The sequence below is a fragment of the Yersinia sp. IP36721 genome (assembly GCF_003634395.1).
GTDB lineage: Bacteria > Pseudomonadota > Gammaproteobacteria > Enterobacterales > Enterobacteriaceae > Yersinia > Yersinia entomophaga.
On the sequence record NZ_QCZL01000031.1, the window covers coordinates 1 to 14,459 of the forward strand.

A 14,459-nucleotide genomic window follows, 5' to 3' on the forward strand; every position below is an offset into this window, starting at 1 on the left:
AAAGGGGTTTTTATAACTGGCTCAAAGCTGAAAGCTTTACCGAACCTCCAGCCTAGCTGGAGGTTTTCTGTGCACAATAAAACGGGAGCCGATTGGGCTCCCGTTTGCTGATTTATTTTTGCCGGTTTAGCAAAAGGCATCAGTGAGTTGCATTGTATATTTAGTTACACTGCACTTTGATCGCCAGACCGCCGCGAGAAGTTTCACGGTATTTAGCATTCATATCTTTACCGGTTTCAAACATGGTTTCGATAACCTTGTCGAGAGAAACGCGCGGTTCGCTGCTACGGCGCATTGCCATGCGTGCGGAGTTAATCGCTTTTACCGAAGCAATCGCGTTTCGTTCGATGCAAGGAACCTGTACCTGACCGGCAACCGGGTCACAGGTCAGACCCAGGTTGTGCTCCATACCGATTTCGGCCGCAATGCATACTTGAATCGGGCTAGCGCCCAGCAGCTCCGCTAAACCGGCCGCCGCCATAGAACAGGCTACGCCCACTTCACCTTGACAGCCCACTTCTGCACCGGAAATCGACGCATTCATTTTATACAGAATGCCGATAGCGCCGGAGGCGAGGAAGTAACGGATAAAGATTTCCGGTGTCACAGGCTCGATAAAGTGATCGTAGTAAGCCAGAACCGCTGGAACGATACCGCAGGCGCCGTTGGTTGGTGCAGTCACCACGCGTCCACCGGCGGCGTTTTCTTCGTTCACGGCCAGCGCAAACATATTCACCCAGTCAATCACGTTCATTGGATCGCTGGAAAGTTTATCGGAAGAAACCAACAGACGGCGTAGCGCAGAAGCGCGACGCGGAACGCGTAGCGGACCCGGGAGAACCCCTTCGGTATTCAGACCACGATCGATACAGGCGCGCATAGTGTCCCAAATCGCCGTAAAGTAAGCATCAATCTCTTCTTTACTGTGCATGGCCAGCTCGTTCTGCATCACCATACCGGAGATGGACATCCCGGTGGTGCGACAGTGGGCCAGAATGTCTTCAGCGGAGTTAAACGGATAAGGTACGCTAATCTCGTTGACTGAGGCTTTACCGAAATGTTCTTCATCGACGATGAAGCCGCCGCCGATAGAATAGTAAGTTTTGCTGTACACTTTTTCATCGCCAGCGAAGGCGTGAATTTGCATACCGTTTTCATGCAGGGGCAGGTTATCGCTACGGAAAACCATGCCGCCTTCACGCGGGAAATCAACTTCGTGCAAGCCATTGGCCAGCATCAGTTTTTCACGTTGCTCAACATCGCGAATAAAACCGGGAATGCTATCGATATCTACGGTGTCAGGCATATTGCCCGCTAACCCCATAATGATAGCGATATCAGTATGGTGGCCTTTACCGGTTAATGACAGTGAGCCGTAAACCTCCACGGCCACACGCGTGATAGAAGGCATTAGTCCCTGTGTTACCAGGTCGTCTACAAACTGTTTGCCGGCTTTCATCGGTCCAACCGTATGAGAGCTGGACGGGCCGATGCCGATCTTAAACATGTCGAAAACGCTAATCACGCTAGAACTCCTCAAAAGGCATTGTGTTTAAAGCCGATGTTTTATGGTCGAAGCGTTTAAAAATTACGCAACGGGAACATCGGTATTGTAGGTTGACTCGTCAATTTTCGTGACTTTATTCGCATGAAATAAAGTAATCGCGAGCCTTAGTTTATTTTGTTTTTACTGGTGTTAGCGGTATCGATCGGATACAGCAACGGTCACTCTGTTAACCAACAACATAAGTGACTTTTTTTACGGGTTATTAACCCCACACTATTAGTGGTTTATAGTGAAGGAAGCTATTTTACAGGTATTTCATAACGCTGACAGGCCTGTTTACAGTTTTTTTAAAAACTGCGATACAGAGAACATAGAGTAAAAGTGGTAAAAGTGAGGTGATAGGGATCGTTTTATGCTGAAAATGAGGGGGTTAGCGCGTGATGATGTGATGGTTATCACGCGTTTCAGCGCGGTTCGATGCTGACCTGCTGAGCCAGACGGCGAATAATGGCGGCGGTGAGTCCCCAGACAAATTGGCTTTCGTACCAGGAAAGGTAAATCCGGTGGTGCGCGCCCGCGCGATGAACATCCAGTGGATAATAACGTGAAAGGCTTAACGCTTCGTATAGCGGCATTTCGAATAGACCGGCAACCTCCTCTTCATTACCGTGAAAGGGGACGTCCGCAGGAATAAGACCCACAATTGGCGTGACCTGAAAACCCGTCGAGCTATCCAGTGGCCCTAGCTGACCCAGCACGCGTACCGATTCAGGAGGAATCGCTACTTCTTCCTGCGCTTCCCGCAGAGCGGTTTCAATCAGCGAATGATCTTCTGGATCGGCCTTGCCGCCAGGGAAAGCCACTTGTCCGGCGTGTTTACGTAAATGAGCGGAGCGACGAGTTAACAGCAGCGTCGGCTCTGGGCGACAAATAATCGGCACCAGCACCGCCGCGCGATGATGATGAGCCGACAGGCTGCCGGGCTGGGGCAACTGAAGCTGAAAACGACTGATAAATTCGGCTAAACTGATCCCACTCACGGCTGCGGGTTCTCCCCCAATAATGGCAAAATGCGCGCGATTTTATCAAAAGTTTCTTGATATTCGGCTTGCTCCTGACTGTCTGCCACTATGCCACCTCCCGCCCAACAATAGATTTTACCCTTTTCCGTCAATAAGGTACGGATGGTGATATTGGTATCCATGGTGCCACAGCAACTAATATAGCCAATGTTTCCGCAATATCCATTACGACGATGAGGCTCCAGTTGTTCAATAATCTGCATGGCACGGATTTTGGGCGCGCCGGTAATCGAACCGCCGGGGAAACAGGCACGCAGCAATTGTGTTGGCGAACAATTCGTCGGCAGGGTGGCGGTGATGGTACTCACCAGATGATGCACCGCAGGGAAAGGTTCCACCACGAACAGCTCCGGTACCCGAACGCTGCCAGGTTCAGCGACGCGGCCAATATCGTTACGCAGTAAATCCACAATCATCAGGTTTTCTGCTCGATCTTTGGGTGACGCGGCTAAGCGCTCAGCCTGCTGCCGATCGGCATCCGCATCTTTCAGTCGTGGCAAAGTGCCTTTGATTGGCCGAGTCTGGATCTGTTGATTTTCTAGCCAGACAAAACGCTCGGGGGAAACGCTGATCACCGTATGTTCAGGCAGGCGAATAAATGCGGAGAAAGGCGCGCGATTGCTGGCGCTCAGGCGTAAAAAAGCCTGCCATTCATCCCCCTGATATTCGGCGCTGAAGCGTTGCGCCAGATTGATTTGATAGCAGTCGCCACTGTGCAGATATTCCTGTACCTGACGAAATTTTTCGCCGTACTCTTCACGAGCCATATTGGCCTGCCAAGGGCTTTGCAGCTCGAAAGACTGGGGCGTAGCCGGGCGCTGCTGCTCGAGCCATTGATGGCGTTGCTCTATATCCCCGTGGCTAATTAGCGTCAGTTTTTGCCGTTGGTGATCGGCAATCAGCGCCCAGTCATACAAACCAATGGCCATATCCGGCAAGTGAATATCTTGCTGTGCCAGCTCCGGTAAGACCTCGATTCTGCGTCCTAAATCGTAACCAAATAGCCCTAATGCGCCACCCAAAAAGGGTAGGTCTGGATTCGGTGAGCAGGTCAATCCCAAGCAATCCAGCTGTTGCTGTAATAAATCGAAAGGATCGATTTCTGAATATTGGGTATTCAGGGAATCGCTGATTTCCGTTTCTTTGCCTCGGGTGATCAAACGCACGCGGGGTTCAGCGACCAAAATATCAAACCTGTTATGGGAATGCTCGGCAAAACCCGAATGCAGCAGCATCGCCCAAGGCAAAGTGGAAATCGGAGCGAAATAGCGTAACAACGCATCGGGGTGATAAGGCAGGCTTTTACAGAAAGGAGCATTGGCTTGCAGGCTATGAGTATTTTTTTCGACTGACGACATGACAACTCGTGAAATAATTTCGGGGAAAAGATTCGGCCTGTAAGGTTATCACAGATTATGTGGGCGAGGGCAGTAGCGGCTTGACAGGGAATTCCCTATTACGCTAAAGAAACGGGTATACTTGCCGGCTAATTCGTAGGAGACAGATAATGCTAGCGGGAATGCCCTCACTTTCTCACCAAGAGCAACAGGAAGCTGTTGAACGTATTCACCAACTGATGTCCGAAGGGATGAGCAGTGGTGAAGCCATAGGTCTGGTTGCGGAAGAAATTCGCGAGCGCCACAAAAACGATCCTCAGGCAATGGTCATCTTTGATGATGAAGACTTTGAGGAACACAGCGATCCTGAATATCGCCGCGACAATGAAAAAGACGCGGACGAGTATGAGGATGACTACGAAGGTTAGTGATAACTATCAGTGACCAGAAGCTAAGTTATCCGAAGGCTAGCTAGCCAAAGTCAATCGCCATCATGAAGGTTTCGGTAAACTAGCCTGCAACCTTCATGATGTTTCGTATCACTTCCTAGAGCCTTGGATTTTTAGCTGTGGCTGACCGTGATTTGCCCAGCGGCATTTTTCGCCACGGCCACGGCTTGTTCTACCGTTTCGGCTACGGCCAGCGCGACGCCCATCCGCCGTCTGCCGGCAATTTCGGGTTTACCAAACAAACGCACGTCCACGTCACCCAGCAGCGCATTTCCCAAACCGCGATATACCACATTCTGGCTGGTTAACTCAGGTAAAATAACCGCCGAGGCGGCGGGGCCATACTGGCGAATCTGGCTGATTGGCATGCCGAGGAAGGCGCGAACATGCAGCGCAAATTCGGAAAGATTTTGTGAAATCAGCGTGACCATACCGGTATCGTGTGGGCGAGGGGAGACTTCGCTGAAAATAACTTCATCACCGCAGATAAACAGCTCCACGCCGAATAAACCGTAGCCACCCAAAGTTTGAACCACTTTAGCCGCGATCGCCTGAGCGCGTTGCAACGCCAGTTCGCTCATCTGCTGCGGCTGCCAGGATTCGCGATAATCACCCTCCTCCTGACGGTGGCCAATCGGCGCGCAGAAATGGATACCATCTACGGCGCTGATGGTCAGTAGGGTAATCTCGAAGTCAAAATTAACCAGACCTTCCACAATCACCCGACCGCCGCCGGCGCGACCGCCTTGCTGTGCATAATTCCATGCGGTTTGTCGTTGCTCTTCACTGCGGATCAGGCTTTGCCCTTTGCCAGAGGAACTCATCACTGGTTTCACAATGCACGGATAACCGATTTCGGCCACGGCTTGACGGAAGCGGCTTTCGGTATCGGCAAAACGGTAGCTGGAAGTGGGTAATCCCAGCGTTTCTGCGGCCAGACGACGAATGCCTTCACGGTTCATTGTCAGGCGAGTGGCTTCGGCGCAGGGCACTACGTGTTGACCCATAAGCTCCAGCTCCACCAGCATATCGGTGGCAATGGCTTCAATTTCCGGCACGATGTAGTGGGGGTTTTCCAGCTCCACAATTCGTTTGAGCGCCGCCCCATCCAGCATATTAATCACGTGACTGCGGTGGGCGACGTGCATAGCAGGCGCATCGGCATAGCGATCGACGGCGATCACTTCCAGCCCAAGGCGCTGACATTCAATCGCCACTTCTTTGCCCAGTTCGCCAGAGCCAAGCAGCATCACACGGGTTGCGCCGGGGCGCAAAGCAGTTCCAATGGTTAACATAATTCGATACCTACATCAGCAAGATAATATGCGAGGAAGAAACCGCCGCAGTATATACGAAAACGATTGCGCGGGCAGCGCTTAGGGCAAAAAACAGGTTTGAGTGCGGATAAATTCAGCAAAGTAAGGTCTGGAGCAATCAGGGGGGCGAAGATATCGAAAGGGATGCATTTGACCCATATCTAGGGTTACAGGAGAAAAACGCAGATTTCCCCGCGCTTTTTTACGCTTTAACTCAAGAAAAGGCCTCAACTCTGCTATTATCGCCGCAAATATTGCGCTTGCCTTCAGGCATCGCTTTCAATCCATTCCGTTATATAAGAGTTACCGCCGTGAGCACAACGTCCTTTTCTTCCCTAACGCTGCCTGCCGAGCAGTTGTCGAACCTTAATGAACTCGGTTATACCGAAATGACGCCGGTACAGGCCGCCGCGTTACCGGCCATTCTGAACGGGCAAGATGTTCGGGCCAAAGCCAAAACGGGCAGTGGTAAAACGGCCGCATTCGGCATTGGTTTGCTGGATAAAATTGCCGTGGGTGAGTTTGTGACTCAGGCATTGGTACTCTGTCCAACTCGCGAACTGGCCGATCAGGTCAGTAAAGAACTGCGTCGTTTGGCTCGTTTTACTCAAAATATTAAAATTCTGACCCTATGTGGCGGCCAGCCAATGGGGCACCAGTTGGACTCTCTGGTTCATGCGCCGCATATTGTTGTGGGCACGCCGGGACGCATTCAGGAACATTTGCGTAAACGCACCTTGGTATTGGACGATCTGAAAGTGCTGGTGCTGGATGAAGCGGATCGCATGCTGGACATGGGCTTTACTGACGCGATCAATGACGTTATCAGCTACACGCCGCCGCAGCGCCAGACGCTTCTGTTTTCCGCTACTTATCCGGTGGGGATCGAACAGATCAGCGCAAAAGTACAGCGTGAGCCGCTGAACGTAGAAGTGGCCGATGAAGGCGATGAACCGGCGATCGAACAGGTATTCTTCGAAACGACTCGTGAAAAACGTCTGCCGCTGCTGATCTCAGTGTTAAGCCACTATCAACCGGCGTCCTGCGTAGTATTCTGCAACACGAAAAAAGACTGTCAGAGCGTTTACGATGCGCTGGAATCACGTGGAATCAGCGTATTAGCGCTGCACGGTGACTTAGAGCAGCGGGATCGTGATCAGGTGCTGGTGCGCTTCTCTAACCGTAGTTGTCGAGTGTTGGTTGCCACCGACGTCGCGGCGCGCGGTCTGGATATCAAAGATTTGGAACTGGTTGTGAACTTCGAACTGGCTTTCGATCCGGAAGTCCATGTACACCGCATTGGTCGTACCGGGCGTGCGGGCATGAGCGGGCGGGCAGTCAGTCTGTGTACGCCGTCAGAAATGGGGCGTGCGCACGCCATTGAAGATTATCTGCAAATCAAAGTGAAATGGACGCCGGCGGAGCAAGTGAGCCGCAGCGCCAATGTCATGCTGGAGCCAGAAATGGTGACGTTATGCATCGACGGTGGCCGTAAAGCCAAGATTCGCCCAGGCGATATTTTGGGGGCGTTGACCGGCGATGCGGGTTTGACGGCGGCTGACGTCGGTAAAATCGATATGTTCCCAGTTCATGCTTACGTTGCTATTCGCAAAGCCAGTGCGAAACGGGCTATACAACAATTGCAGCAAGGTAAAATTAAAGGCAAAAACTGCAAGGCACGTTTGTTAAAATAGTAAATAACGATTTTTACGGGGTAGCGTGTATTGCGTTGCTCCGTTTCAGCCCCTTATATTGAATGTTAATAACTGACGGATTTACTGCTTAAGTTATTGAATTTATATATTTATTTCTTTTGTTTGAGCTGGCCGGAATCATTCCTTCCGCTCAACGGAATGACTATTTAACCGCATTTAATAAAGGGAATGTATTAAATATGATACCTGCCATTAATCAGACCGCAGTATTTTTCCGCCCAGCTTCTCTTTCTTCTTCCTCGGTTAACCCTAATGATTTTGCACCCCCAACAGGTGAGATAAAGTCCGCGCTGGATCAGCATATTAAGGGAAAGCAGGTGCTGGTTTTTAGCGGCTTTTCCGGCATGGGGTACGACGATGTTGAAGCGTTTCAAACCTCACTTGAATCTACATTAAAAGAGGCCAGCCTCAACCACGGAAAACATAATGTAGTGGTGGTCGCGGGGGCGACCAGCGTAGGTATTGGAGCGGTTTATTCGCTAGCAAAAAAACTCGAAATTAAAACGCTGGGGATTGTTTCTGAACAAGCCAAAGGCGGCGGTGAAATAGCCAGTAGTTGTGACGATGTAATTTATGTTCCTGAAAAGAAAGGCAGTTGGCAGGTGCTCTACGATATAGATAAGGCGAAGGGATTAACGGGTTCATATATGACTTATGTCGCCTCAAAAGCATCGCCAGCTTCAGGTGGTGAGTTCTTCGCTTTTGGGGGCGGAGACGTGACGGTGAGTGAACTTAAGGAAGCGAAAAAACTGGGAATAACCACGCGAGTTTATCCTGATTTCCAACCCAATCGGGATAAAGTAAAAGAGCGCCAGGCCAATAAACCGGGTAGCGATATGACGCCCGTGAAAACTTATATGACTCAGGTTCTGGAATAAAGCCTGACCACATTTTTCGGTAGCGGATGCCAATCCGGGTTTGAGATCCGTATTTACGAAAATCGTGTTCGCTAAATGAGTGTTCATCAATTTGCCGTTGAATGACTTCGAATAATGGGAAGCGCTGAGCCGCAACGAGAGCTTCCCATTATGTTATAATTTCTCCGGATTAAATATTTCCTGCTTATGTATCCGCCACTTATCGTTTTCAAAATCCCTATTATTGGAAGGGAATTCGTTCTTTCATTTTGAGGTGAATAACGCAGCAGGGAATGATTACCATCATGTCTGAGTGTCTCTTCGGGGCGTCGCGGATATTAATAAAGTTACGGGTTGGTAAAAGGACTCTAATAAATGGCCGTTGAAGTAAAATTCGTTGTAGTACGACAGGGTGAGGAAAAAATGACTTTCACAACCAAAAAAGAAGCCGATGCATACGATAAAATGTTGGATTTGGCCGATAATCTGGCCGAATGGTTGTCGCAGTCCCCTCTGACGATGGAAGAAGAACAGCGTGAAGCGCTGAGTTTCTATCTGGCTGAAAATAAAGATGTTTTAGGGCAGATTTTACGTGGCGCTGCTCCAACCGCAGCGGCGGAGCCTGTGGTGAAAACCAAGGCAGAGAAAGGCGCTGCCAATAAGAAAAATGACAAAACCGAAGAAATTCAAGCGGCTTAATGAGTTATCTCCCGGCAAAATGGGAAAAAAGGATCTAGAATGAATCGTGAAATCACCTTCTTCAGCCGTTTTGAGGCGGATATTCTGGCGAATCGTAAAACCATTACTATTCGTGATAGCAGTGAATCCGATTTTCAACCCGGTGAAGTTTTGCGGGTTTGCCGCAATGAGGATGGCGTATTTTTTTGCCACATTGAAGTGAAGTCAGTGACGCCAGTGACATTGGACGCATTAACTGAACGCCATGCGAAGCAGGAAAACATGTCATTGGATGAACTGAAAAAGGTGATAAAGGAGATCTATCCCGGTTTGCAGCAATTTTATGTGATCGAATTTACCCAGTGCTAGTTCTGTAATGGAATTCACTCTGTAACCTACAACGCGATCTTTTGCTGCACCTCCGGATAGAAATAATAACGATTGGAGGAGCAATGAAAAAAACGGCATTCACTTTGACTGCGATGATGATGGCGCTGGGTAGCATGGCTGCATCGGCTCAAAACCACGAGCAGGAGCAACGCACTGCGAAGTTCCCCGCCTGCGTGGGATTGACTCAGGCCAAGGTGGCGACTCAGGTGAAACGTGACTTTTTGCAAAATCGCATTGTCCGTTGGGAGTCTGATAAAAAGCTGCTGGGAACCGCAACGCCGGTGGCCTGGGTGAGTCCAGATGATATCAATGGGAAAGACGATATCTGGGAAGTGCCGCTGACGGTGCGCGGGACCAAAGCGAATAAAAGCTACGACGTGGTTCTGAACTGCGTTGAAGGGACGATAACCTACAGTTTGCCGCAGTAACAGGTTAAATTTAGACAGGTTTTAGTCGCTCAGGCTATTTTGAATGACAGTGTCCGAGTGCCGCTTTCTGACTGAAATCCCGATTCGCAGGAACGGCATTCGGCGCTGATTATAGTTTCTCCGAATTATTCAACGACTGTTTACGTTGCCTCTCGATACACCTCTTATTTATCATATGGTTACCACGACATCGGATTTGCCGAAAACGTGCAGGTGCTCTTGGCATCGTGCGTTAATCGTGTCACTCTGGCAAACATATATTGATACGGATAATTCACAGATGATCACACCTCCAAAGGCGGCCAAGCGCCCTCATACCATGACTTTGCACGGCGATACTCGTGTAGATGATTACTATTGGCTCCGCGATGATGAACGGAGCAATCCCGAAGTATTACGCTACCTGCAGGCGGAAAATGATTTCACCGAAGCGGTGTTACAGCCTCAGCAACCGCTGAGGGAAAGCTTGTATCAGGAGATGGTAGCGAGGATCCCTCAACAGGAAGCCTCGGTTCCTTATGTGCGTAATGGATATCGTTACCAAACTCGCTATGAACCGGGCAATGAATACGCTATTTACGTTCGCCAACCTAAAGAGGTCAATGCCGAATGGCATACGTTGCTGGATGGCAATATCCGTGCTGCAGACAGCGAGTTTTATACTTTAGGCGGTTTGGACGTGAGTCCGGACAATCAGCTACTGGCGGTTGCGGAGGATTTTCTGTCTCGCCGTCAGTATGATATTCGCGTTAAACAAATCAGCGACGATCGCTGGCATGACGAAGTCATCCGCAATACCTCGGGTAATTTCGAGTGGGCGAATGATTCGCAAACCCTGTATTACGTGCGTAAACACGAAAAGACGCTGCTGCCTTATCAGGTGTATCGCCACCGTATCGGCACCGATCCAGAGCAGGATGAGCTTATCTATCAGGAACAGGACGATACTTTTTACGTCAGCCTGGAAAAAACCACCTCGGAGCGTTTTATTCTGATTCACCTCGGTAGCACCACCACTTCGGAAATCCTGCTATTGGATGCCGATGACGCTGAGGCGATGCCGCAAATGTTTGCTCCGCGCCGTCAGGATCATGAATACGGTTTGGATCATTATCAGCAGCATTTCTATATTCGTTCGAATAAAAACGGGAAGAATTTTGGGCTGTATCAGAGCCAGCAGGCTGATGAAAGCCAATGGCAAACCCTGATCGAGCCACGAGTTGAAGTGATGCTGGAAGGCTTCAGCCTGTTCCGTGATTGGCTAGTGGTGGAAGAACGTAGTCAGGGGTTGACGCATCTGCGGCAAATTCACTGGCGTAGCGGCGAAGAGAAAACCATTGCCTTCGACGATCCAACCTACACCACCTGGCTTGCCTACAATCCAGAGCCGGATACCGCGCTGTTGCGTTACGGTTATTCCTCCATGACCACGCCAAGTTCGCTGTTTGAAGTCAATATGGATACCGGCGAACGGGTTTTGCTGAAGCAGCAGGAAGTGAAAAACTTCACGGCAGAACATTATCGCAGTGAACGGATTTGGGTGAGCGCGTCGGATGGGGCAAAAGTGCCCGTTTCGCTGGTTTATCATCGCGATCACTTTAAGCCGGGGACTAACCCGCTCATGGTTTATGCCTACGGTTCCTACGGGAGCAGTATGGACCCAGCGTTTAGCGGCAGTCGTCTGAGCCTGTTAGATCGTGGTTTTGTCTACGCATTGGCGCATATTCGCGGCGGCGGCGAACTGGGGCAGCAATGGTATGAAGACGGTAAGTTATTCAACAAAATGAATACTTTTAACGACTTTATTGATGTAACCAAGGCTTTAATCGAGCAAGGCTACGGCGACGCCGAACGAGTGTTTGCTATGGGCGGCAGCGCTGGCGGCTTATTGATGGGCGCGGTGATCAATCAGGCTCCTGAATTATTTAAAGGCGTAGTAGCGCAGGTACCTTTCGTTGATGTGGTCACGACCATGCTGGATGAATCTATTCCGTTGACGACTGGCGAATACGAAGAGTGGGGCAATCCGAACGATAAGGCTTATTACGACTATATTAAACAGTACAGCCCTTACGATCAGGTGCGCGCTCAGGATTATCCTCATTTACTGGTGACGACCGGCCTGCACGATTCCCAGGTGCAATACTGGGAACCGGCAAAATGGGTCGCGAAGCTACGGGAAATGAAAACTGACGACCATCAACTGCTGCTGTTTACCGATATGGACTCCGGCCACGGCGGTAAATCAGGTCGTTTCAAAGCCTACGAGGATATCGCACTGGAATACGCGTTTATCCTCGCGCTGGCTTAATTTACCTATGATTCCAGATAATGCGTTAGGGTATGGCGCATGTCTGGAGTCAGGTCTTTCACCGATTTCAGCATCCAACGCAGATAGTCCGGATCTTGCTGGGCTATCTGTTCAATGTTTTGCCCACGATACTTGCCAAATTTCAGCGTCCGTAACAGCAGGGGGGCCTGCGTCAGCTCAACCATTTTCTCAGCGGTCCAACCGGAGTCTTTAATTATGCGTTGCAGCAGGGCGGCGGTGATATAGCAGTCATATAATGCGCGGTGGGGATAAAGATTTTCCGGTGGCGTAACTTCCAGTCGCAGGGCATAACGCAGATATTGATTACTGTATTTGATATCCGGATACAGTGCTCGCGCCAATTTATAGGTACAAATCCACTCACCGCCCATTTCCGGCAAGACACCTCGGTCAAACGGGGCATTGTGCGCGACATAATATTGACTGCCTTGATATCGGCCAATGGCTTTAGCAATTCGAGGCTTACCTTCCACCATTTCTTCGGTGATATGGTGAATGGCCATAGCTTCAAGGCTAATTGGCCGGTCCGGGCTGATTAAATCACTGATCGGATTAACGATTCGCCCATCAATCAGATCCAACGAAGCAATTTCGACGATCCCGCCGTCTAACCCGCAAGTCTCAGTATCAATAATGCGAAAATTCATGTGTTCTCCAGAGACTGGCCATTATTCGGTTTTATCTGGCGATCATAATAGACTGGCCAGTCCCTGCCAACTTTCTTCAGTCAGGCGGGTAATCACCAGAGCCTCGTGTTACCGCTAATCTGGGCGATCGCGTTGCCTTGTTGATCCCACACTGCGCTTATGCCCGCGCCGATTTTAGCCGAATAAATTAAGTTATAGGCAATAAAAAACCCGCCTGAGCGGGTTAACTTAACGTGATGAAAAACCTTTACTCTGCGCTGGAAGAAGATGCCTTCTTCGCACGTTTCTCCGCCTTTTTTTCGGCCGGAGTTTTCAGTGGTTTTTTCTTCGCGTTCTTTTTGCTGTCCATTCCCTTACTCATGGTTTGCCTCTCTATGACCTTCGGTTAGGTTGGTACGCATCTTCATTAAGGCCCTAATAGCGAATACTTGCAAGGAGATAAAGTCGAGAAAAGGCTAAAACGCTGTTAATTATAATGATTATTAAAATGTAATACTTGATATTAACGAGGAATAGCGACATTAACATCCTTTGCCAGTGAAACCGATGTAATGATCGGTTATGGAATCTGCAGCGCATTTCCTAATGATTGACTCATCAACGGCGATAAAAAATGCGCGATAGGGATCGTATAACCGGTATTTAAATGATTAATCAGCTTTATTTGACCTCTTTAGTCGTTGACCCTGCGTCAGGCATAGGCTTTTATAGAGAGGTGATCAATAACAAAAATGGAAAATGCGATGGGACAATTACGGGGACTCTATCCGGCTTATGAGCCTTACGATTGCGGCTGGTTGGAAACCGGTGATGGGCATAGCATCTATTGGGAGTTATGCGGTAATCCGCAGGGAAAGCCCGCAGTATTTATTCACGGCGGTCCCGGTGGCGGCATTGCGCCATATCATCGCCAGTTATTCGATCCAACCAAGTATAAAGTGATGCTGTTTGATCAACGCGGCTGCGGGCAATCCAGACCACATGCCAGCCTGGATAACAATACTACCTGGCATCTGGTGGAAGACATTGAGCGTCTGCGCGAACTGGCGGGTGTCGGTCAATGGCTGGTGTTCGGCGGTTCCTGGGGCTCTACGTTGGCATTGGCCTATGCGCAGAAGCATCCGGAGCGGGTGAGTGAGATGGTGCTTCGGGGGATTTTCACCCTGCGCAGAGAAGAATTGCTTTGGTACTATCAGGACGGCGCATCCCGTTTCTTCCCCGATAAATGGCAAAGGGTATTATCCATTTTATCTGAAGAAGAGCAAAAGGATGTGATCGCGGCTTATCGCAAACGTCTGACATCCCCGGATCGGGCTGTGCAGCTGGAAGCTGCGAAATTATGGAGCCTGTGGGAAGGGGAGACGGTAACGTTATTACCAACTAAAAGCTCGGTTTCATTCGGAGAGGATGATTTTGCCTTGGCTTTTGCCCGCATTGAAAACCATTATTTCACCCATAACGGTTTTTTGGCCCATGACAACCAGCTTCTGGATGATGTTCCATTAATTCGTCATATACCGACGGTTATTGTTCACGGCCGTTACGATATGGCATGTCAGGTGAAAAATGCCTGGGATCTGGCCCATCGTTGGCCTGAGGCAGAGTTACATATAGTGGAAGGTGCCGGGCATTCATTCGATGAGCCGGGGATATTGCATCAGTTGATGTTATCAACGGACAAATTTGCCAAATAATCGGGTTCCCGCAGGCTAAACGCTGGC

The 14,459-nt window shown here is 49.7% G+C and carries 13 protein-coding genes; 8 read left to right on the top strand and 5 right to left on the bottom strand.

The window, feature by feature from the left end; translation table 11 throughout:
* Positions 1-160: 160 nt before the first annotated feature.
* From sdaA to pabB, 3 genes are all read right to left on the bottom strand, one after another.
* Positions 161-1,525 (bottom strand): L-serine ammonia-lyase, encoded by a 1,365-nt coding sequence (sdaA, locus tag DBA33_RS18220; RefSeq protein ID WP_049600486.1) that lies wholly within the window; start codon positions 1,523-1,525, stop codon positions 161-163.
* A 446-nt stretch (positions 1,526-1,971) separates the two neighbouring features.
* The gene (locus tag DBA33_RS18225; protein ID WP_064517966.1) at positions 1,972-2,568 is read right to left on the bottom strand and encodes a CoA pyrophosphatase; all 597 of its coding nucleotides are present in this window, start codon (positions 2,566-2,568) and stop codon (positions 1,972-1,974) included.
* Positions 2,544-3,947 (bottom strand): aminodeoxychorismate synthase component 1, encoded by a 1,404-nt coding sequence (pabB, locus tag DBA33_RS18230; RefSeq protein WP_064517968.1) that lies wholly within the window; start codon positions 3,945-3,947, stop codon positions 2,544-2,546. Before pabB ends, DBA33_RS18225 begins: the two co-directional genes overlap by 25 nt.
* A gap of 149 nt (positions 3,948-4,096) precedes the next feature.
* On the opposite strand from pabB, the gene DBA33_RS18235 reads away from it, so the two are divergent.
* Entirely contained in the window at positions 4,097-4,354 is a 258-nt protein-coding gene (locus DBA33_RS18235) for a YoaH family protein (protein ID WP_064517971.1), read from the top strand.
* Positions 4,355-4,488: 134 nt separating this feature from the next.
* Here the strand turns inward: DBA33_RS18235 and purT are convergent, their stop codons facing one another.
* On the bottom strand, positions 4,489-5,670 hold the full coding sequence (purT, locus tag DBA33_RS18240) for a formate-dependent phosphoribosylglycinamide formyltransferase (protein WP_064517973.1): 1,182 nt from the start codon (positions 5,668-5,670) through the stop codon (positions 4,489-4,491).
* A gap of 332 nt (positions 5,671-6,002) precedes the next feature.
* Here purT and dbpA point away from each other — a divergent pair, with 332 nt between their 5' ends.
* From dbpA to DBA33_RS18270, 6 genes are all read left to right on the top strand, one after another.
* Entirely contained in the window at positions 6,003-7,385 is a 1,383-nt protein-coding gene (gene dbpA, locus DBA33_RS18245) for an ATP-dependent RNA helicase DbpA (RefSeq protein ID WP_120806936.1), read from the top strand.
* Between the two features lie 200 nt (positions 7,386-7,585).
* Complete coding sequence (locus tag DBA33_RS18250) at positions 7,586-8,284, top strand: hypothetical protein (RefSeq protein WP_162975239.1); 699 nt, start codon at positions 7,586-7,588, stop codon at positions 8,282-8,284.
* Positions 8,285-8,638: 354 nt separating this feature from the next.
* Positions 8,639-8,962, top strand: coding sequence for a YebG family protein (locus tag DBA33_RS18255; protein WP_120806938.1), 324 nt, complete (start codon positions 8,639-8,641; stop codon positions 8,960-8,962).
* Between the two features lie 39 nt (positions 8,963-9,001).
* On the top strand, positions 9,002-9,310 hold the full coding sequence (gene yqfB / locus DBA33_RS18260) for a N(4)-acetylcytidine aminohydrolase (RefSeq protein ID WP_064517981.1): 309 nt from the start codon (positions 9,002-9,004) through the stop codon (positions 9,308-9,310).
* An 83-nt stretch (positions 9,311-9,393) separates the two neighbouring features.
* On the top strand, positions 9,394-9,759 hold the full coding sequence (gene yebF, locus DBA33_RS18265; protein ID WP_064517983.1) for a protein YebF: 366 nt from the start codon (positions 9,394-9,396) through the stop codon (positions 9,757-9,759).
* Positions 9,760-10,039: 280 nt separating this feature from the next.
* Complete coding sequence (locus DBA33_RS18270) at positions 10,040-12,070, top strand: prolyl oligopeptidase family serine peptidase (protein ID WP_064517985.1); 2,031 nt, start codon at positions 10,040-10,042, stop codon at positions 12,068-12,070.
* 5 nt (positions 12,071-12,075) lie between these two features.
* On the opposite strand, the gene exoX is transcribed toward DBA33_RS18270, so the two are convergent.
* The gene (gene exoX / locus DBA33_RS18275) at positions 12,076-12,738 is read right to left on the bottom strand and encodes an exodeoxyribonuclease X (protein WP_120806939.1); all 663 of its coding nucleotides are present in this window, start codon (positions 12,736-12,738) and stop codon (positions 12,076-12,078) included.
* 743 nt (positions 12,739-13,481) lie between these two features.
* Between exoX and pip the strand changes: the two genes are divergently transcribed.
* A complete protein-coding gene (gene pip / locus DBA33_RS18280; protein WP_064517989.1) occupies positions 13,482-14,432 on the top strand; it encodes a prolyl aminopeptidase in 951 nt (316 codons plus the stop codon).
* The last annotated feature ends 27 nt before the right edge of the window (positions 14,433-14,459 follow it).